The organism is Streptomyces sp. TG1A-60, from assembly GCF_037201975.1.
Classification (GTDB): domain Bacteria; phylum Actinomycetota; class Actinomycetes; order Streptomycetales; family Streptomycetaceae; genus Streptomyces.
Genome location: NZ_CP147520.1, coordinates 2,393,469 through 2,412,667 on the forward strand (window position 1 = coordinate 2,393,469; position 19,199 = coordinate 2,412,667).

Annotated in this window: 13 protein-coding genes and 2 pseudogenes; 3 read left to right on the plus strand and 12 right to left on the minus strand. The window is 72.0% G+C overall.

Going from position 1 to position 19,199, the window contains the following annotated elements; all coding sequences use genetic code 11:
• Positions 1-239: 239 nt before the first annotated feature.
• Positions 240-1,241 carry a 2-hydroxyacid dehydrogenase gene (locus tag WBG99_RS09670; RefSeq protein WP_338895933.1) on the minus strand — a complete coding sequence of 334 codons (1,002 nt, stop codon included), beginning with the start codon at positions 1,239-1,241 and terminating at the stop codon, positions 240-242.
• Positions 1,242-1,317: 76 nt separating this feature from the next.
• Between WBG99_RS09670 and WBG99_RS09675 the strand changes: the two are divergent.
• Both WBG99_RS09675 and WBG99_RS09680 read left to right on the plus strand, forming a co-directional pair.
• Positions 1,318-2,315 (plus strand): annotated as a pseudogene (locus tag WBG99_RS09675) (aldo/keto reductase).
• Positions 2,316-2,504: 189 nt separating this feature from the next.
• Positions 2,505-3,668 carry a PQQ-dependent sugar dehydrogenase gene (locus WBG99_RS09680; RefSeq protein ID WP_338895934.1) on the plus strand — a complete coding sequence of 388 codons (1,164 nt, stop codon included), beginning with the start codon at positions 2,505-2,507 and terminating at the stop codon, positions 3,666-3,668.
• A gap of 298 nt (positions 3,669-3,966) precedes the next feature.
• Here WBG99_RS09680 and WBG99_RS09685 read toward each other — a convergent pair whose 3' ends face one another.
• From WBG99_RS09685 to WBG99_RS09710, 6 genes and pseudogenes are all read right to left on the minus strand, one after another.
• Positions 3,967-7,053: an AAA family ATPase gene (locus WBG99_RS09685; protein WP_338900275.1), complete on the minus strand. Its 3,087-nt coding sequence runs from the start codon at positions 7,051-7,053 to the stop codon at positions 3,967-3,969.
• Positions 7,054-7,306: 253 nt separating this feature from the next.
• Positions 7,307-7,531 carry a hypothetical protein gene (locus WBG99_RS09690; RefSeq protein WP_338895935.1) on the minus strand — a complete coding sequence of 75 codons (225 nt, stop codon included), beginning with the start codon at positions 7,529-7,531 and terminating at the stop codon, positions 7,307-7,309.
• Positions 7,532-7,756: 225 nt separating this feature from the next.
• Positions 7,757-8,353: a hypothetical protein gene (locus WBG99_RS09695; RefSeq protein WP_338895936.1), complete on the minus strand. Its 597-nt coding sequence runs from the start codon at positions 8,351-8,353 to the stop codon at positions 7,757-7,759.
• A gap of 35 nt (positions 8,354-8,388) precedes the next feature.
• Positions 8,389-8,964, minus strand: a complete 576-nt coding sequence (locus WBG99_RS09700) for a GNAT family protein (RefSeq protein WP_338895937.1) — start codon at positions 8,962-8,964, stop codon at positions 8,389-8,391.
• A complete protein-coding gene (locus WBG99_RS09705; protein ID WP_338895938.1) occupies positions 8,942-11,239 on the minus strand; it encodes an MMPL family transporter in 2,298 nt (765 codons plus the stop codon). Before WBG99_RS09705 ends, WBG99_RS09700 begins: the two co-directional genes overlap by 23 nt.
• Positions 11,240-11,432: 193 nt before the next feature.
• A pseudogene (locus WBG99_RS09710) lies at positions 11,433-11,667 on the minus strand (hypothetical protein); the annotation flags it as partial.
• 199 nt (positions 11,668-11,866) lie between these two features.
• On the opposite strand from WBG99_RS09710, the gene WBG99_RS09715 reads away from it, so the two are divergent.
• Entirely contained in the window at positions 11,867-12,670 is an 804-nt protein-coding gene (locus tag WBG99_RS09715; protein WP_338895939.1) for a methyltransferase domain-containing protein, read from the plus strand.
• A 72-nt stretch (positions 12,671-12,742) separates the two neighbouring features.
• Here the strand turns inward: WBG99_RS09715 and gatB are convergent, their stop codons facing one another.
• The 5 genes from gatB to WBG99_RS09740 form a co-directional block, all read right to left on the minus strand.
• Positions 12,743-14,257: an Asp-tRNA(Asn)/Glu-tRNA(Gln) amidotransferase subunit GatB gene (gene gatB, locus WBG99_RS09720; protein ID WP_338895940.1), complete on the minus strand. Its 1,515-nt coding sequence runs from the start codon at positions 14,255-14,257 to the stop codon at positions 12,743-12,745.
• Between the two features lie 16 nt (positions 14,258-14,273).
• The gene (locus WBG99_RS09725) at positions 14,274-14,516 is read right to left on the minus strand and encodes a hypothetical protein (protein WP_338895941.1); all 243 of its coding nucleotides are present in this window, start codon (positions 14,514-14,516) and stop codon (positions 14,274-14,276) included.
• On the minus strand, positions 14,513-16,009 hold the full coding sequence (gene gatA, locus WBG99_RS09730) for an Asp-tRNA(Asn)/Glu-tRNA(Gln) amidotransferase subunit GatA (RefSeq protein ID WP_338895942.1): 1,497 nt from the start codon (positions 16,007-16,009) through the stop codon (positions 14,513-14,515). Before gatA ends, WBG99_RS09725 begins: the two co-directional genes overlap by 4 nt.
• A 7-nt stretch (positions 16,010-16,016) precedes the next feature.
• Positions 16,017-16,313, minus strand: coding sequence for an Asp-tRNA(Asn)/Glu-tRNA(Gln) amidotransferase subunit GatC (gatC, locus tag WBG99_RS09735; RefSeq protein ID WP_005480000.1), 297 nt, complete (start codon positions 16,311-16,313; stop codon positions 16,017-16,019).
• A gap of 303 nt (positions 16,314-16,616) precedes the next feature.
• A complete protein-coding gene (locus WBG99_RS09740) occupies positions 16,617-18,980 on the minus strand; it encodes an EAL domain-containing protein (protein ID WP_338895943.1) in 2,364 nt (787 codons plus the stop codon).
• Positions 18,981-19,199: the final 219 nt, after the last annotated feature.

Below are 19,199 nucleotides of genomic sequence, written 5' to 3' on the forward strand. Positions count from 1 at the left end.
GGCCGCCGTCGGCGGCTCCGCCGCGTCGGATCGTTCGTCCTTAGGTCGTGCATCGCCCGTCGCCCCCCTCACTGTCTCTCTCCGTCCCCGGCGCCGAACGGTGCACGGCGCAGCCCCCTGTCGGGGACGATACACCAGTATCGTCACTCAGGGACATAGTTCCTCTACGCTCAGTGACCACCTGCGGCGATACGAGCACGTTCCGCTTCCGAGGGAATGCGGAGGGTGCCCGAAGTGGATTACACGTCGTCCGTCTCGCCTGTCGTAAGGACCACGTTGCGCAGTGGCTCCCGGTTCACGAAACGCCCCAACTGGTCCACCAGCAGCCTTTTGGCGCGCGGCAGAAAGGCCGATGTGGGGCCGCCGACGTGCGGGCTGATGAGCACTCCCGGCGCGCGCCACAGCGGGTGCCCCGGCGGCAGCGGCTCGGGGTCGGTGACGTCGAGCGCCGCGGTGATGCGCCCGCGGTCCAGTTCCGCCAGGAGCGCCTTGGTGTCGACGACGCCTCCGCGGGCAACATTCACCAAGAGGGCGCCGTCCTTCATACGGGCCAGGAAGTCGGCGTTGACCAGGCCTTTCGTCTGTTCTGTGAGGGGGGTGGAGAGGATCACGACGTCCGCCCGCGGCAGCAGGGCGGGCAGTTCGGTGAGTGGGTGCACCAATCCGCGCGCCGTGGTGCGCTCAGAGCGCGCGACGCGCGCCACCCGCGCCACCTCGAAGGGCACGAGCCGGTCCTCGATGGCGGCGCCGATCGAGCCGTAGCCGACGATGAGGACGGACCTGTCGGCGAGCGCGGGCCGGAAGTCGCCCTGCCAGCACTCCTTTTGCTGGGCCCGGACGAAGTCGGGGACGCCGCGCAGCGAGGCGAGGGTGAGCGTCAGCGCGAGTTCGGCCGTACTCGCCTCGTGCACCCCGCGCGCGTTGCACAGCCGGACGCCGGGCGCGACCACCGACAGCCGGGCCAGGACGTCGTCGACGCCCGCCGTGAGCGTCTGGATGACCCGCAGGTTCCGCATGTGCTCCAGCGGGCTCACCTTCACCGGCCGGCGCTTCATGTACGGCACGACGTAGAGGACGCAGTCCCCCGGGTCGCCCGGATACGGCTGCGTGCCGTCCTCACCTCCGTCCCAGAAGAGGTAGTTGGGGCCCTGCGGAAGTCCCTCGATCTCGTCCGGCGGGATGGGGAGCCACACGTCGGCGGTCACGTCCGCGGTCGGGTCGGCAGTCGCGTCGTCAGTCATGCTCCGGAGGCTATGTCAGGTGCCTGGCACGGCAGAGGTTAGGTTGGAGGGCCAGGAGAGGGAGGGTCACGACCAGGTGGAGCGCAGGACGATCGGCGCGGCGACGCTCGAAGTGGGGGCCGTCGGACTCGGGTGCATGCCGATGAGCTGGGCGTACACCGGGTCGCGGCAACGGGGCGACGAGTCGATGCGTACGGTGCACCGGGCGCTCGACCTCGGCACCACGCTGCTGGACACGGCCGACATGTACGGCCCCTTCACCAATGAACTGCTGGTGGGCCGGGTGCTGAAGGAGCGCCGCGCGGAGGCCTTCGTCTCCACGAAGGTGGGCCTGCTGGTGGGCGAGCAGCACATCGTGGCCAACGGCCGCCCCGGCTACGTGAGACGCGCCTGCGACGCCTCGCTGCGCCGGCTCCAGACCGACGTCATCGACCTCTACCAACTCCACCGGGCGGACCCCGAGGTCCCCGTCGAGGAGACCTGGGGCGCGATGGCGGACCTCGTACAGGCCGGAAAGGTACGGTCGTTGGGCCTGTGCGCGGTGGGGGCGCGGGCGGGCCGCCGGCCGGGCGCGGGCCTGTACGACGGCACGATCCGCCAGCTGCGGCGCGTCCAGCAGGTCTTCCCGGTGAGCGCGGTGCAGGCGGAGCTGTCGGTCTGGTCGCGGGAGGCGCTGGGCTCCCTCCTGCCCTGGTGCTCGGCCCGCGGCATCGGCTTCCTCGCCGCCATGCCCCTCGGTAACGGCTTCCTCACCGGCACGCTGACCCCCGGCGGGGGCTTCGAGCCCGACGACCTCCGCGCCCGCCACCCCCGCTTCACCGCCGACATGATGGCTGCCAACCAGCCCCTCGTCGTCGGCCTGCGCCGCGTCGCGGCCCGTCACGGGGCCACCGTGACCCCGGCGCAGGTCGCCCTCGCCTGGTTGCTGTCGCTGGGCTCCCACGTGGTCCCGGTGCCGGGCACGAAGCGGGCACGGTGGGTGACGGAGAACGCGGCGGCCCACGCGCTGCGTCTCACGCCCGAGGATCTGGCAGAGGTGGCGGCCCTCCCCCTGCCCAGGGATCCTGGGACTGAGTGGACACCCGTCGGGCGACGGACGGACCGGAGCACCGGGCCGCAGCCGTGGTGGGAGTCGTGGCGGAGTCGGCCGCACCCGTGCCGGGCGTGTGTGAGCCGAAGAAATTCGCTTGATCGGGCGGAGGGGGAACTTGTGGGGCACTCGCGGTGTAAGACAAGTAGAAGCTCCACGCCGAAGGGATCGTGATGGTGCAACGTCGAGTGGTGACGGCCGCGTTGGCCGCAGCCGTGCTCCTGGTGACGTCCGGCTGCTCCTCCGACGACGGAGAGCAACCGGACGCGGCCGGCGGCTCACCCCCGAGCAGCAGCGCGGAGGCGTCCCCCTCCGGGCAGGCGGCGGACGCGGCGCCCCCCGCCGAGGGCTCGGTGAAGGTCGTGCGCACGGTCGCCGAGGACCTCGACAGCCCCTGGGGCCTCGCGGCCCTTCCCGAGGGCGGCCTTCTCGTGTCCTCCCGTGACGAGGCCACGATCAGCAGAATCGACGAGAGGACCGGCGAGAAGACCGAGCTCGGCGAGGTCCCCGGCGTCGCCCCGGCCGGCGAGGGCGGCCTCATGGGCATCGCCGTCTCCCCGGAGTACGCCTCCGACCACATGATCTACGCGTACTTCACCTCGGCGTCCGACAACAGGATCGTGCGGATGCCGTACGACCCCGCGAAGCCCGTCGGCGAGCAGCTCGGCGCCCCCGACGTAGTCCTCCGCGGTATCCCCAAGGGCACGAACCACAACGGCGGCCGTATCGCCTTCGGCCCCGACCAGATGCTGTACGCCGGCACCGGCGAGCGGTACGAGGGCCCCCTGGCCCAGGACAAGGACTCTCTCGGCGGCAAGATCCTCCGCATGACCCCGGACGGCGAGCCCGCCCCCGGCAACCCCTTCGACGACTCCGTCGTGTACTCGTACGGCCACCGCAACGTCCAGGGCCTCGCCTGGGACGGCGAGCAGCGCCTCTGGGCCTCGGAGTTCGGCCAGAACACCTGGGACGAGCTGAACCACATCCAGCCGGGCGGGAACTACGGCTGGCCGGAGGCCGAGGGCAAGGGCGGCGAGTCCGGTTACATCGGCCCCGTGGCCGTCTGGGACGTGGCCGAGGCCTCCCCCAGCGGCATAGCCATGGCCGAGGGCTCAATCTGGATGGCCGGCCTCCGGGGCCAGCGCCTGTGGCGCATCCCCCTGGACGGCACCAAGACCTCCGCCGAGCCCCGGTCCTTCCTCGAAGGTGACTACGGCCGCCTGCGCACGGTGGTCTCCGCCGGCGGCGACAAACTGTGGCTGGTCACCAGCGAGACGGACGGCCGCGGTTCCCCGGAGGGCGGCGACGACAAGATCCTGGAGCTGGAGGTGAGGTAGCCCGCCGGGTCACTCGTCGCTGATCAGCGACTGGTCGAGGATCACCACCGAGACCAGGATCAGGAACGCCCGGTGGATCATGTGCCAGACGGTCGGTCCCGGGACTACGGACGCCACACGGATGTCCTCACCGCTCACGGCCTGGGACGTCGGCGTGAAGGGATCCTCGGCCAGCTTGTGAAGTCTCCGCTCCAGAAGCTTGCGTCTGTCCTCGGCAAGCACGTCCCTCTGCGCGGCAGCACACTGTGAACTCGATCTGGTACAACACAGCTCCTCCGCTGTTCGTGACCTACCCGCGTCATCCCGCGACAAGCCGCTCCCCCACCCCCGCGGGGACCAACCCCACCCGATGCGCCACCGCCGCCGCCTCGCCCCGGCCCGAGACACCGAGCTTGGCGAGGATGTTCGAGACGTGGACGCTGGCCGTCTTCGGGGAGATGAAGAGTTCCTCGGCTATCTGGCGGTTGGTGCGGCCGGCGGCGACGAGGCGGAGGACGTCGTGTTCGCGGCCGGTGAGGCCGAGCGCGGCGACGGGGTCGGCGGGGGCCAGGGCCGGCTCGGGGGCGCGGCTCAGGGTGAGGCGGGCGCGGCGGGCCAGGCGGGCGACCTCGTCGGCGAGCGGGCGGGCGCCGAGGTGGTCGGCGACGGCGGCGGCCAGCCGCAGCAGTTCCGTCGCCCGGTCCCGTGCCTCGTCGTCGGCGCCGTCGGCCAACAGCGCCTCGGCGAGGCGGTGCCGGACGCGGGCGAGATCGTACGGCCGTTCCAGGGGCTCGAAGGCGGTGACGACGTCGGACCAGGTGTCCGGGGCCACCTCGCCCTCGGCGCGCCGGAGTTCGGCGCGCACCCAGCGTTCGTGGGCGAGCCAGACCGGTGCGCCGGTGGTGAGCTTCCTGACCACGGTGAGGATCCGGTCGAGGACCTCGGCGCGGCCTGGCTCGGCCGCCGGCAGGGCGCGGGCGTCGGCCTCCGCGACGGTCGCGGTGAGCAGCAGCGGCCAGGCATAGCGCTGGGTGCCGACGGGGAAGCCGGTGTCGAGGACGCGGGCCAGTTCGGCGCGGGCGTCCGGGAGGCGGCCCTCGGCGGCGGCGATGCCGATCGCGAAGCAGGACAATGGCAGGTTGTTCTGGGGCATGGGGTTGTGGGTTCCGAAGTGGCCGTGTGCGGTGGCGAGTTGGCTCCGGGTCTCGGCGGTGTCGCCGCGGGCGAGGGCGATGGCGGCGAGGCAGAGGGAGCTGCCGCCGCGCGTCTTGGTGCTGGTCCCGGTGTACCGGGCCTTCGCGGCGGCTTCCCCGGCCTCGTCCCAGTGTCCGAGGGAGATGAGCGATTCGGAGAGATTGCCCCAGATCCAGGCCTCGTAGTCCAGCAGACCCATGCGTTGGGTGACGTCGAGTCCCGCTCGCAGCAGGCGGACGGCCTCCTGGGAGCGCCCGACGCCCTCCAGGCAGGACGGGAGGTTGATATGGGCGCGGCCCACGACGGTGGCGGGGCCGCGTGCGAGGGCGCGTCTGCGGACCTCCTCCATCTCCGCGAGGCCCGTCTCGACGTCTCCCGCGTCGGCCATCAGGCCGCCGAGGGTGAGGCGGGCGTTCAGCTCGATGTCCTCGGCGCCGACCATGCGCGCGTACTCGACGGCGCGCTGGGCGTCGGAGAGGGCGTCGGGACCGGGGGCGTGGAGCATGGACCAGCCCGCGACACGGGACAGCACCTCGGCGTGCACCTCGGACGGGGGCAGGCCGCGTACCAGTTCCTGGGCGGTGGCGAGTTCCTTCCAGCCGTCGCCCCGGGCCAGGCCCTCCGTCAGCAGGGAGCGCTGTACCCAGAACCAGGCGGTGCGCAGCGGGTCGTCCCCGTCGGCCAGCAGGTCGAGGGCCCGTCGGGTGATCCGCATGGCCCGCTCCCGTTCCCCGCACAGCCGTCCCGCGACGGCGGCCTCGGCCATGAGGTCGAGGTAGCGCAGTGGTGTGGTGGCGGGGTCGCAGCCGCAGGGAGGGTAGACCTCGGCGTGGTCGATGGGGCGCAGGGCGGCGCGTACGGCGTCGGGGGCGGCCTCCCACAGTTCCATCGCCCGCTCCAGAAGCCGTAGTTGCTCGGAGTGGGCATGCCGGGAGCGGGCCTCGGCGGAGGCGTAGAGGACGGCGGGCAGGGCCTTGGCGGCGTCGTGGGCGTGGTACCAGTAGCTGGCCAGTCGGGTGGCGCGGCCGTCGGCCGGGACGAGCGTCGGGTCGGCCTCCAGGGCCTCGGCGTAGCGGCGGTTGAGGCGGGAGCGTTCGCCGGGCAGCAGGTCGTCGCTGACGGCCTCGCGGACCAGGGAGTGCCGGAAGCGGTAGCCGTCGCCGCCGGGTGCGGCGTGCAGGATGTTGGCGCCGACAGCGGCGCGCAGCGCCTCGATGAGGTCGTCCTCGGGGAGCCGGGCCACGGCCGCGAGCAGGGCGTACTCCACGGTGGAACCGCCCTCGGCGACGATGCGGGCGACCCGCTGGGCGTCCTCGGGGAGGTGTTCGACGCGGACGAGGAGCAGGTCGCGCAGGGAGTGGGTGAGGGCGGGGCAGCCGCCGCCGTGGGCGGCGACGGCGAGTTCCTCGACGAAGAAGGCGTTGCCGTCGGAACGTTCGAAGATCTCGTCGGCCCGCTCCGGTGCGGGTTCGGCGGCGAGGATGCCGGCGAGCTGGTGGCCGACCTCGGCGCGGTTGAAGCGGCGCAGATCGATGCGGCGGACCGTGCGGAGGCGGTCGAGTTCCGCGAGGAGGGGGCGCAGCGGGTGGCGGCGGTGGATGTCGTCGGAGCGGTAGGTGGCGAGGACGACGAGGCGGCCGGTGCGCAGGGTGCGCAGGAGGTAGGAGAGGAGGTGACGGGTGGAGGTGTCGGCCCAGTGCAGGTCCTCCAGGGCGAGGAGGATCGTGCGGTCGGCGGCGAGGCGTTCCAGGAGGCGGGCGGTGAGTTCGAAGAGGCGAGCCGTGCCCTCCTCGTCGTGCCGTGCGCGGGAGGCCTCACCCAACTCGGGCAGGAGCCGGGCCAGTTCCTGTTCCTGGCCGGCGGCTGCGGCGGACAGCTCGTCGGGGAGCTGGCGGCGCAGGGCGCGCAGCGCGGTGGAGAAGGGCGCGAAGGGCAGCCCGTCGGCGCCGATCTCGACGCAGCCACCGAGCACGACGACCGCGCCCCCGCGCACGGCCTCGCCGGCGAACTCCTCGACCAGACGGGTCTTGCCCACACCGGCCTCACCGCCGAGCAGCAGCGCCTGCGGCCCGCCCTCGTCCGTCCCGCTCCCCGCCGCCCGCGCGCCGCCTTCACCTGCGGCACGGGCCAGCGCCTCGCGCAACACCTCCAGTTCATCGGCTCGACCCACGAACACCGGACTGACGGACCTGGTCTCCACATCGCCGAGCATCGCACGAGGCGCCGACACTCCGTCACCGATTCTCCGCAGCCCCCGGCCGGCCGCGTGGTCGCCCGCCCGACCGTCGCCGATACCGCCTCGGTTCACCACGGCACCCCCACGGCCGGCTTCCCCGCAACGGCGGCCCCGGCCGAGCCCGCACATCCGGCTCCCGCGCCACGGCGGCTCCCTGCCACACCCTCACGCCCGGATACGCGCCCGTACCCCCTCGGCCGATCTCGTCGCCCCACGACCCACCCCGAGCTCACGCGGCACGTGGGAAGCGAAGCCGGCGCAGGCGCTCGCGCGGTGCCCGGCCCTCCGGTTCCGGGTCTCCGCCCCTCTCCCCCGACGCGGACCTCGACAGCGGCGTCCTGGACTCGCGTGCCGCCTCGCGGTGGGCGCGGCGGGCCGCGCGGGCCCGGCGGTGCTGCTCCGCTTCGCGGACCAGCTCTGCGGAACGGGTCTGCTGGAGTTCGTACTCGAACATCTCGTACCCCTCGTGAGGAATCGGTCTCGGCTCGTTCGCCGCGATGCCTCAACCTTCGTGTGCAAGGGGGGTGCGCCACATCGGGAGAGTTCCGCATCCTGGACGCGGGAGGGGCCTTAGGTCCGTCGCGGAGATCCCCGCGACGGGCCTAAGGCCCCTCAGAAGCAGTCCTGTCCGGGTGTCCGGGTGTCCGGGTCTCCGGGTCTCCGGGTCTCCGGGCGGGCGTCAGGTGCTGGGCAGTGCCAGCAGGATGTCGGAGTACTTCAGGGCGGCCAGCACCAGCCCGACGAAGCCGACCGAGACACCGGCCCAGGCGACGGACTTGATCCAGGGCTTCTGCACCTGGTCGGGGTCGCCGAACGCGGGCCGGACCAGCACGGCGACGCCGACGATCAGCGCGGCCAGGGCGAAGACGCCGCCCCACAGGGCGGTGGCCTGCCAGGCGTCGCCGTAGACCGCCTGGAGCTGTGTGGCGACGGTCGCGTCGGCGGCGGCCTGCATCTCCAGCTGACCGGTGATCTCCTCACGCGCGGAGGCCACGGTGCCGACCCAGCTGCCGGTCAGCGAGACCGTGCCGAGGGCGACGGACACGATGGCGCCGGCGCCCTGCCCGACACCGGACGGCTCCTTCACCCGGGCCTCGGACAGGCGGTCGCCGTCCTCGACATCAGCCGCGTCGTCGGCCTCGGAAGCCGACGCGACGTCGTCCGGCTCGCCTTCGGGGGCCACCGTGTCGGCCTTGGTCACATCCACCATGTCCTCGTCGTTCTTCGCCGCGGCGCCCGTGTCGGCCCCGCTCTCGTCAGCTGTCTTGGTTCCCATACCTCGCACCGTACGAATGTTGTCTGAGAGTCCTCTTAATGATCGCTGTAAGCGCTGCGGGCGCGTGCCGCACGCCATTCGGGCGCCAGGACGGACCATATCTCCAGGTCGTGCCGGGCCCCTCGGTGCGGATAACTCTCGCGCTGCACACCGTCCCGGGACATTCCGAGCCGCCGGGCCACGTTCAGGCTCGGCTGGTTGCCCGAGGCCGCGATCCATTCGACCCGGTGGATCCCCCTGGCGTCGACGGCCCAGTCGATGAGGATCCGCACGGCGCGCGTGACCAGCCCCCGCCCCGTGCCGGCGGGTTCCAGCCAGCAGCCCACCTCGCAGTTGGCGTTCTCCGCGTCGAAGTTGAGGAAGAGGACCCCACCGACGAGCTTCCCGCCGAGCCAGATGCCGTGCAGGGAGCCGGTGTCGGCGGCGCGCAGGTCGGCGTACCGCTGGAGGACGGCGCGCGCGGACGCGATGTCCGTGGCGGTCTGGCCGAAGGGGACGTACTGGTTGATGAACTCCCGTCCCCGCTCCAGGTGCGCGAGGAACTCCTCGGCGTGCCAGGGGTCCAGGGGCCGTAGTTCGGCTCCGTCGTCACCCAGGGATGTCGCGTACATCCGGCTGTCGCTCCTTCGCCCGTGCGTCCGTCGCGTCGGCGTTCCCCGCCGGTGCCTGTCCGACGTCCCCCGCCAGTACGTCCGCCGCCTCGGCGTCCGTCGCGGCGGCCAGCCTCTCATGGGCGGCGCGGCACTCGGGCGGTTCGATGCTGAGGCGGGGCAGTCTGCGGTCGAGCCAGCCGGGAAGCCACCAGTTGGCGCCGCCGAGCATGTGCATCAGGGCGGGCACGAGGAGCGTGCGGAGGACGAAGGCGTCGAGGGCGACGGCGGCGGCGAGGGCGATGCCGAACATGGCGATCACGCGGTCGCCGCTGAGGACGAAGGCGAGGAAGACGGAGATCATGATGACCGCCGCGGAGTTGATCACCCGGCTGGTCTCGGCGAGGCCGATCCGGACCGCGCGCCGGTTGTCACCGGTCTCCAGCCACTCCTCGTACATCCGGCTGACCAGGAAGACCTGGTAGTCCATGGAGAGTCCGAAGAGAACGGAGACCATGATCACCGGGAGAAACGGTTCGATGGGCCCGGCCCGGCCGAGGCCCATCAGTTCGCTCCCCCAGCCCCACTGGAAGACCGCGACGACCACGCCGAACGCGGCGGCGACGGCGGCCACGTTCATCGCGGCGGCCTTTACCGGTATCCCGATCGACCGGAAGGCGAGCAGGAGCAGCAGACAGCCGAGGCCGATGACGACCCCCACGAACAGCGGCAGCTTGCCGACGATGACGTCCGCGAAGTCGTCGTAGCCGGCGGTCACCCCGCCGACGTGCAGATCGAGCGACGTGCCCCGCTCGGCGCGCGGCAGCACCTCGTCGCGCAGCCGTTCGACCAGGTCGCTGGTGCGCTCGGACTGCGGGGAGGAGTCCGGTACGACGGTGAGATAGGCGGTGTCACCGCCGGTGTTGTACGTCACCGGGGTTACCGCCGAGACGCCGTCGGTGGCACTCAGCGCGGTGTCGAGGTTGTCGAGAGCGAGCTTGTCGGCGGCGCCGTCCACCTCGGTGACCAGGGTCAGCGGCCCGTTCACTCCGGGCCCGAAGCCGTGGGCGAGCAGGTCGTACGCCTGGCGGGTGGTCGTCGCCCCGGGGTCGTTGCCCTGGTCGGAGGTGCCCAGGCGCAGCCCCAGGGTGGGCAGGGCGAGCAGGGTCATGATGACGAGGGCGATCGCGCCGAGTTTCTTGGGGTGCCGTTCGACGAAGGCGGACCAGCGGGCGGCGAAGCCCGTGGGCAGCTCGGGCTCCGGCCCGTGCTCCGTCAGTCGGCGGCGTTCGCGGCGGCTCAGCGCCCGCATGCCGATGAACGACAGCAGGGCGGGCAGCAGCGTGACGGACGCGGCGACGGTCAGGACCACGGTGAGCGAGGCGGCGATCGCGACGCCGTTGAGGAAGCCGAGCCGCAGGATCAGCATGCCCAGCAGGGCTATGCACACGGTGGCACCCGCGAACACCACGGCCCGCCCGGTGGTCGCGACCGCGCTCCGCGCGGCCTCCTCCACCGACAGTCCCCGCTTCAGCCCCCGGCGATGGCGGGTCACGATGAACAACGCGTAGTCGATGCCGACGCCGAGCCCGATCAGGGTGCCCAGCATGGGCGCGAAGTCGGCCACCGTCATGGTGTGCCCGAGCAGGGTGATCCCCGCGTAGGCGGTGCCGACACCCACCAGGGCGGTCGCGATCGGCAGCAGACTGGCGGCGAGCGAGCCGAACGCCAGGAAGAGGACCACGGCGGCGACGAGCACGCCGACGATCTCGGCGAGGTGCCCGCCGGAGGTCTCGGTGAGCCCGATCGCGCTGCCGCCCAGTTCCACCCGGAGCCCGTCGCCCTCGGCGGCCTTCGCTGTGTCGACGACGGCCTCGGCCTGCGCCTTGTCCACGTCACCGGCCGGCTCGTCGAAGGTCACGGAGGCGTACGCCGTACGCCCGTCCTCGCTGATCCGGCCGGCGCCGGCGCCGTCGTACGGGTCGGTCACGGCGGTGACGCCCGGCAGGTCGGCGATCTCGTCGAGGGTCCGGGTCATCGTCTGCTCGACGGCGGCGGCCCGTACGGACCCCTCGCCCGTGTGCCAGACGACGGTGGCGCTGTCGCCGCTGATGCCGGGGAAGCCCTCGCTCAGGAGGTCGGTGGCGCGGCTGGACTCGGTTCCGGGGGTCTTGTAGTCGTTCGAGTACGCGGCTCCCGCGGCGGCGGCGCCTGCGGCCGTGCCGGCGAAGGCGAGAAGCCACAGAAGGACGGTGACGAGACGGCGCTGGACACACCAGCGGGCGAGGGCTGCCACGAAACGTGCTCCCAGGGGGACTTTTCTGGATCTTTGACCGGGAGCAGTCGTCCTTGAACTGAACAGCCCGCAAAGAACGCATGAGCAAGGCAAAGCCACTCTGGCAGGCGCACGAGATCATTTGTCATATTCGTGGGCTTGTTCACAACAGGGGGAGACAGCTCGCGGGACGGTCAGGTGAACGCTGTCGCCCTCAGTCGAACCGGTCCCCCAGCGCCACCACCACCCCCGCGATCAGCAGCCACAGCGCTCGCCGGGTGCGTCTGCGTGAACCCAGTACGGCGTGCGCCCGCGCAGACGACCGCTCCGCAGGCGTACGCCGCCCAGACGCGTGCCGGTGCGGTGCGGGTGAGGCGGAGCAGTGCCGCGGCCAGCCCTGCCAGGGTCAGCGCGGCGCCCGTGCCCGCAGCCGTCCAGCGGGCCCGCTGGCGCGGTCATGGCCGAGGCGGTAGCCCGTCGAGGGAAAACCGGGTGCGGGGCCGACGTTCCGGCTGTTAGCGTCCGCTGGTCCGAGGAACGCCCCGTGGCGCCCCGCCGCCCGGCCGAAGCAGGTGCATTGTTTGACGGTCCGACCGAGCTCCGACGCATCCCCTTTCTTCCTCAAGGACTCAAGGAGCCCGTTCACCGATGCCGGACATCACTTCCCGGACCTCGAACGCCCCCCTCACTGACCGCGCCAGCCACCCCCGCTACCCGCGCAGCAACCGCTACGACGCCCGCTGGACCATCGAGAACCAGATGGGCCCGCACGCGCTGTGGCTGCTGGAGTGGCTGGCCCCGGCGCTCGGCCTGGAGGAGCTGCGCCCCGGCGCTCGCGTCCTCGACCTCGGCTGCGGTCGCGCCATGACGTCCGTCTTCCTCGCCAAGGAGTACGACGTCCAGGTCACCGCCGCCGACCTGTGGGTCAGGCCCGACGAGAACGCGGCCCGTATCACCGAGGCCGGCGTCGCGGACCGCGTCCTGCCCGTGTTCGCCGAGGCGCACGACCTGCCGTTCGGCGAGGGCAGCTTCGACGCGGTCGTCTCCGTCGACGCGTACCAGTACTTCGGCACCAGCGACCTGTACCTGCCCACGCTGACCGGGCTGCTGAAGCCGGGCGGGCGGATCGGGGTCGTCGTACCGGCGCTGCGCGAGGAGATCGACGGCACCGAGCCGCCGGAGCACCTCAAGCCGCACTGGGAGCCGGATTTCTGGTGCTTCCACACGGCCGCCTGGTGGCGGCGTCACTGGACCCGCGGCGGGGCCGTGGAGGTCGAGACGGCCGACTGGCTGGAGGACGGCTGGCACGACTGGCTGCGGTGGTGCGAGGTCGTGGCCGAGGAGAACACGGACGAGTTCCACATCCGGATGGCCGGCCGGTGCGCCGAGATGCTGCGCCTCGACCAGGGCGGCACGCTGGGATTCGTGCGGGTCGTGGGGCGCCGGATCTGATCCGGAGCCACTGATCACACTCCGAGGGGGATGCGCCGGGACCGGCACATCCCCCTCGGAGTGTCGCAGGGCTCAGCCCTCGCTGACGCCCAGCTTCTCCAGGATCAGCTCCTTGACGCGAGCCGCGTCCGCCTGCCCCCGCGTGGCCTTCATGACGGCGCCGACCAGGGCACCGGCCGCCGCCACCTTGCCGCCGCGGATCTTGTCCGCGATGGCCGGGTTGCCGGCGATGGCGTCCTCGACGGCGGTGGTCAGGGCGCCCTCATCGGAGACGACCTTCAGACCGCGCTTGTCGACGACCTCGTCCGGGGTGCCTTCGCCCGCGAGGACGCCTTCGATGACCTGGCGCGCCAGCTTGTCGTTCAGGTCGCCGGACGCGACCAGTGCGGTGACCCGGGCGACCTGCTCCGGAGTGATCGCCAACTCGTCGAGCGCCTTGCCCGACTCGTTGGCGCTGCGGGCCAGCTCACCCATCCACCACTTGCGGGCGGAGGCGGCGTCCGCGCCGGCCTCGATGGTGGCGACGATCGGCTCCAGCGCACCGGCGTTGAGGATCGCCTGCATGTCGGTGGCGCTGATGCCCCACTCCTCGCGGAGCCGGTTGCGGCGGACCAGCGGCAGCTCGGGCAGCGCGGACCGGATCTCCTCGACCCACTCCCGCGAGGGGGCCACCGGCACCAGGTCCGGCTCGGGGAAGTACCGGTAGTCCTCGGCCTCCTCCTTCACCCGGCCCGAGGTCGTCGACCCCGTGTCCTCGTGGAAGTGCCGGGTCTCCTGGACGATCGTCCCGCCATCGCCGAGGACGGCCGCGTGGCGCTGGATCTCGAAACGGGCCGCGCGCTCCACGGACCGCAGCGAGTTCACGTTCTTCGTCTCGGAACGCGTGCCGAACTTCTCGCGGCCGTGCGGGCGCAGCGACAGGTTCACGTCGCAGCGCATCTGCCCCATCTCCATGCGGGCTTCCGAGACACCGAGCGCCTTGATCACCTCGCGCAGCTCGCGGACGTACGCCTTGGCGACCTCCGGTGCGCGTTCCCCGGCTCCGACGATCGGCTTGGTGACGATCTCGATGAGCGGGATGCCCGCGCGGTTGTAGTCGAGCAGCGAGTGCGAGGCGCCGTGGATGCGGCCGGTGGCACCGCCGACGTGCGTCGACTTGCCGGTGTCCTCCTCCATGTGGGCGCGCTCGATCTCCACGCGGAAGGTCTCGCCGTCCTCCAGCTGTACGTCGAGGTAGCCGTTGAAGGCGATGGGCTCGTCGTACTGGGAGGTCTGGAAGTTCTTCGGCATGTCCGGATAGAAGTAGTTCTTCCGGGCGAAGCGGCACCACTCGGCGATCTCGCAGTTCAGCGCGAGACCGATCCTGATCGCGGACTCGACGCCGATCGCGTTGACGACCGGGAGCGCGCCGGGCAGGCCGAGGCAGGTGGGGCAGGTCTGCGTGTTGGCGTCCTGACCGAGTTCGGTGGAACAGCCGCAGAACATCTTGGTCCTGGTGCCGAGTTCGACATGGACCTCAAGGCCCATGACGGGGTCGTACGACGCCAGCGCGTCCTCGTACGAGACCAGGTCGGTCGTGGTGGTCACGGTGGAAACTTCCCTCTCAGCCCAGCAGGACGTCGTCGTCGCCCAGCCGCTTCAGTTCGCGGTACAGGATGGCGAGGCCGGTGACGATGCCGACGGCGGCCACCGTCGCGTCGAGCAGCCGCAGGGTGTCCTCGTCGGCGCGGGCCTTCTTGATCCGCTTGGCGACACCCCACGCGCCGAAGGCGGTGGTGGCGATGGACACGTACGTGCCGGACTTGGACCTCTGGAAATCCTTGGCCTTGGACAGTGCGTTGGTCACAGTGACGGAGCCTCCTCCAGGAGCGGGTGCCCCCACTTTTCCACGAAGGCGGCCTCGACGGCGGCGCCGACCTTGTAAAGGCGGTCGTCCTTCAGTGCCGGGGCGATGATCTGCAGTCCGACCGGCAGCCCGTCCTCCGGCGCGAGACCGCAGGGCAGGGACATCGCGGCGTTGCCCGCGAGGTTGGTCGGGATGGTGCACAGGTCCGCGAGGTACATCGCCATCGGGTCGTCGGCGCGCTCGCCGATCGGGAAGGCGGTGGTGGGCGTGGTCGGCGAGACGATGACGTCGACCTTCTCGAACGACTTCTCGAAGTCCCGCGTGATGAGCGTACGGACCTTCTGGGCGGAGCCGTAGTACGCGTCGTAGTAGCCGGAGCTGAGCGCGTACGTGCCGAGCATGATGCGGCGCTTCACCTCGGGGCCGAAGCCCGCCTCACGGGTGAGGGAGGTGACCTCCTCGGCGGAGTGCGTGCCGTCGTCGCCGGTTCGCAGGCCGTAGCGCAGGCCGTCGAAGCGGGCGAGGTTCGAGGAACACTCGCTGGGCGCGATCAGGTAGTACGCCGCCAGCGCCAGGTCGAAGGACGGGCAGTCCAGCTCGACGATCTCGGCGCCCAGCTCCCTCAACAGCTCGACCGACTCGTCGAACCGCTGGACGACGCCGGCCTGGTAGCCCTCACCGCGGAACTGCTTGACGACACCCACCCGCATCCCGGCGACACTGCCGTTGCGCGCGGCCTCGACGACCGGCGGCACGGGAGCGTCGACGGAGGTGGAGTCCAGCGGGTCGTGCCCGGCGATGACCTCGTGCAGCAGCGCCGCGTCCAGGACCGTACGGGCGCAGGGGCCGCCCTGGTCGAGGGAGGACGAGAAGGCGACCATGCCGTACCGGGAGACCGCGCCGTACGTCGGCTTCACACCGACCGTGCCGGTGACGGCGGCCGGCTGACGGATCGAACCGCCGGTGTCGGTGCCGATGGCGAGGGGCGCCTGGTAGGAGGCGAGGGAGGCGGAGGAACCGCCGCCGGAGCCGCCCGGGACGCGGGTGAGGTCCCACGGGTTCCCGGTCGGGCCATAGGCGCTGTTCTCGGTCGAGGACCCCATGGCGAACTCGTCCATGTTGGTCTTGCCGAGGATGACGACGTCGGCGTCCTTCAGCCGCTTGGTGAGGGTGGCGTCGTACGGCGGGATCCACCCTTCGAGGATCTTCGATCCCACGGTGGTCGGGACCCCCATGGTGGTGAAGATGTCCTTGAGCGCGAGGGGCACGCCGGCGAGCGGCCCGAGCTTCTCGCCCTTGGCCTTCTTCTCGTCGACGGCACGGGCCTGGGCGAGGGCACCCTCGCGGTCGACGTGCAGGAAGGCGTGCACCTTCTCGTCGACGGCCTCGATCCGGGCCAGGTGGGCCTCGGTGACCTGTACGGCGGTGAGCTCGCCGGCGGCGATCTTCGCGGCGATCTCCGCCGCGGTGAGCTTGATGATGCTGTCGGTCATGACGTGATCAGTCCTCCCCCAGGATCTGCGGCACCTTGAAACGCTGCTGCTCCTGGGCCGGGGCGGCGGAAAGCGCCTGCTCGGGGGTGAGCGACGGACGGACCTCGTCCGCGCGCATGACGTTCGTCAGCGGCAGCGGGTGCGAGGTCGGCGGTACATCTTGGTCGGCGACCTCGCTGACGCGGGCGACCGCGCCGATGATGTCGTCCAGCTGGCCCGCGAAGTGTTCGAGCTCTTCGGGCTTCAGCTCCAGACGCGCCAGCCGTGCGAGGTGGGCGACCTCCTCGCGCGTGATGCCAGGCATGCAGCGATCCTCTGGGGTGAGTGTGTGTGGTTTGGCGCCAATCCTATGGGGCGCGCGCCGCTGCCCGTGCACGGGTTTCGCCGCCGCGCGCGGGCGGCGGCGCTGAGCCGGGCGCCTCGGAGCCCGGGAGGCGGAGGTGTTTGGGCGGGTACGGGTGGGTGGGGAGTGGTCGCGTGGTTCCCCGCGCCCCCTGAAAAGCCTGAAAATCAGGGGCCGCGCCCCGTGCCGGTGACAGCCGCACGCGCTCGCGGTCGGACCGGGCGGCTGCGGCTGCGGCTGCGGCTGCGGCTGCGGCGGGAAGGACTACTCGTCGACCGTCGCCGCGGGCAACGCCGCCGTCGGCCGCTGCCATCCACGGGACCCCCGAGCCCGCAACCAGGCCGTGGCCTCCTCCGGCGGCATGGCGGCGGCGACCAGCCACCCCTGCACCGCGTCGCACCCCAGATCCCGCAGCCGCTCCCACGTCTCGTCGTCCTCGACCCCTTCCGCGACGACCAGCAGCCCCAGCGAATGCGCGAGATCGACGGTGCAGCGCACGATCTCCGCGTCCTCGTTGTCCACCGCCAGCCGGGCCACGAAGGACCGGTCGATCTTCAGCTCGCTCACCGGCAGCCGCCGAAGGTGGACCAGCGACGAATACCCCGTACCGAAGTCGTCGAGCGACATCTTCACCCCGTGTCCGGTCAGCCCGGCGAGGGTGTCCGCGGCCCGCTGCGGGTCCTCCAGCAGCACGTGTTCCGTTATCTCCAGCTGCAACGACCCCGCGGGGACCCCGTGCCGGGCGAGCCGCGCGGCCACCGCCCCCGCGAAGCCGGGCGTGTGGACGTCGCGCGGGGACACGTTCACGGCGACCGGCACGTGCAGCCCCTGCGCCCGCCACCTCGCCACCTGTCCGAGCGCGGTGTCCAGGACGTACTCGGTGAGATGCGGCATCAGCCCGGAGGACTCGGCGATCGCTATGAACTCGTCCGGCGGCACCTTCCCCCGCTCCGGATGCACCCACCGCACCAGGGCCTCCAGCCCGGCGACCTGCCCGTCGAAACGCACCTTCGGCTGGTAGTGCAGCTCGACCTCGTGGGCGTCCAGCGCCCGCCGCAGGTCACCCAGCAGACCGAGCCGGTCCGGTGTGTTCGAGTCCCGCTTGGACTCGTAGACCTCGACGCCCGTACGGTCCCGCTTCGCCTGGTACATCGCCACGTCCGCCCGCCGCAGCAGCCCTTCCGCGTCGAGTGCGTGGTCGGGGAAGACGGCGAGCCCGGCGCTGGCCTCCAGGACGAGGGTGAGCCCGTCGAGGTCGAGCGGCGAGCCGAGCGCGGCGACGAGGTTGCGGGCGACGCGGGAGGCGGACGTGGTGGAGTCGGCGACGGGCAGGAGTACGGCGAACTCGTCGCCGCCGAGCCGCGCGACCTCCGCTCCGCGCGGCAGCGCGACCCGGAGCCGGTCGGCTATCTGCAACAGCAGCCGGTCGCCCGCGAGATGCCCGAGCGTGTCGTTGACGGACCGGAAGCGGTCGAGGTCGATCAGCATCAACGCCGACCTGGCCCCGATCCGTTCGGCGTCGTCCAGGGCGGTCCAGGTCCGTTCGAGCAGCCACTGGCGGTTCGGGAGTCCGGTGAGCGGGTCGCGCAACTGCTCCTCGGCGCGGGCGCGGGCTATCCACAGGGTGGAGTCGAGCGCGATGAGGGGGATGGCGAAGAGCGGCAGCAGCAGCGGCTGGGCCATGGCGACGACGCAGACGAGCGGGGCGATGCCGAGCAGGGCGACGGCGACGAGCCCCTGCCTGACCAGGGCCGTACGCGCGACGGTGGGCAGGCCGCCGCGCGGTACGGCCAGATACCAGAGCAGGACGCGGGTGACCGCGAGATAGGCGATGGCGACGAACGCCACCTGCGGTGCCGAGTAGACGCTCCAGTTGTCAGGGTTCCAGGGCCGCTCCACCGAGGGGACACGGCCGAAGACCCACAGGACGAGCGAGCCGGCGCCGATGCCGAGGATGTCGACCGCGCCGTGCAGCACGCCCTGCCGCCAGCGGCCCAGGCGGGCGACGCCGACGAGGACGACGACAGTGAGGCTGACCATCCCGGCGGGCACCCAGCCGTACAGCAGCAGGACGGCGAGGGTGAGGGCGGCGCCGGAGCCGGTGCCACCCCACCAGCGGGCACGGCCCATGGCGACCAGATGGCCGACGATGATGCCGGTCAGCAGGGCGAGGGACCAGCCGACCGCGCCCGACGGGAAGAGCGCGTGCTGTCCGGCGAACGCCCGGTAGAAGCCGGCGCCCAGGATGGCGCCGGCGAGGCCCACGATCACGGCGGGCAGTGCGGGCCAGGACAGATGCCGCTCGGCCTCGTGGCCCGGCAGTCCGTGCTTGCGGCCGTCACCGAGGGCGCTCCCGACCGGGTGGGCCGCACCCGTGCCGGCAGAGGTGCCGACGGTGAGCTGTGCCGGGCCGGGTACGAGCGAGCCGCGTGCGGTCGCACCCGCACGGCCCGGCGGGCGTCCCGCTCCGGCACCGGGGTCCGACGCCGTCTGCCTCCCGGGGCTCCGCTCGCCGCTTCCCTCGAACGGGCGTACCCCCGTGAGCAAGGAGCGTCCCCATCGCCAGGCTCCGGACACCCGGCGCGGGCGCAGCCGTGAGTCCGGGGCGACGCTCTCGGTCGGTTCCATTCCCGTCCCTCTCACAGCCGGCGGTGCCCACGCCACGCGGCCCGTTGCTCCCGACAACTCAACGGCACCGCGCGTCCGAGAACCCACCACGCGTCCGGGCACGGCAGGCGCACATCTCAACAGTAGGCCGCACAGGGCTTCCACGTGCAGCGGTCGACGTCGGTTGCCCGAATGCGACCGGCCACCCCCATGCATCTGGTATGCGCCGAACGGGTGGCC

What these genes read in the sequence shown, in the direction of transcription:
- WBG99_RS09670 (WP_338895933.1), bottom strand. Translation starts at nt 1,241, where the DNA reads ATGACTGACGACGCGACTGCCGACCCGACCGCGGACGTGACCGCCGAC.
- WBG99_RS09680 (WP_338895934.1), top strand. Translation starts at nt 2,505, where the DNA reads ATGGTGCAACGTCGAGTGGTGACGGCCGCGTTGGCCGCAGCCGTGCTC.
- WBG99_RS09685 (WP_338900275.1), bottom strand. Translation starts at nt 7,053, where the DNA reads ATGCTCGGCGATGTGGAGACCAGGTCCGTCAGTCCGGTGTTCGTGGGT.
- WBG99_RS09690 (WP_338895935.1), bottom strand. Translation starts at nt 7,531, where the DNA reads ATGTTCGAGTACGAACTCCAGCAGACCCGTTCCGCAGAGCTGGTCCGC.
- WBG99_RS09695 (WP_338895936.1), bottom strand. Translation starts at nt 8,353, where the DNA reads ATGGGAACCAAGACAGCTGACGAGAGCGGGGCCGACACGGGCGCCGCG.
- WBG99_RS09700 (WP_338895937.1), bottom strand. Translation starts at nt 8,964, where the DNA reads ATGTACGCGACATCCCTGGGTGACGACGGAGCCGAACTACGGCCCCTG.
- WBG99_RS09715 (WP_338895939.1), top strand. Translation starts at nt 11,867, where the DNA reads ATGCCGGACATCACTTCCCGGACCTCGAACGCCCCCCTCACTGACCGC.
- gatA (WP_338895942.1), bottom strand. Translation starts at nt 16,009, where the DNA reads ATGACCGACAGCATCATCAAGCTCACCGCGGCGGAGATCGCCGCGAAG.
- gatC (WP_005480000.1), bottom strand. Translation starts at nt 16,313, where the DNA reads ATGCCTGGCATCACGCGCGAGGAGGTCGCCCACCTCGCACGGCTGGCG.
- WBG99_RS09740 (WP_338895943.1), bottom strand. Translation starts at nt 18,980, where the DNA reads ATGGAACCGACCGAGAGCGTCGCCCCGGACTCACGGCTGCGCCCGCGC.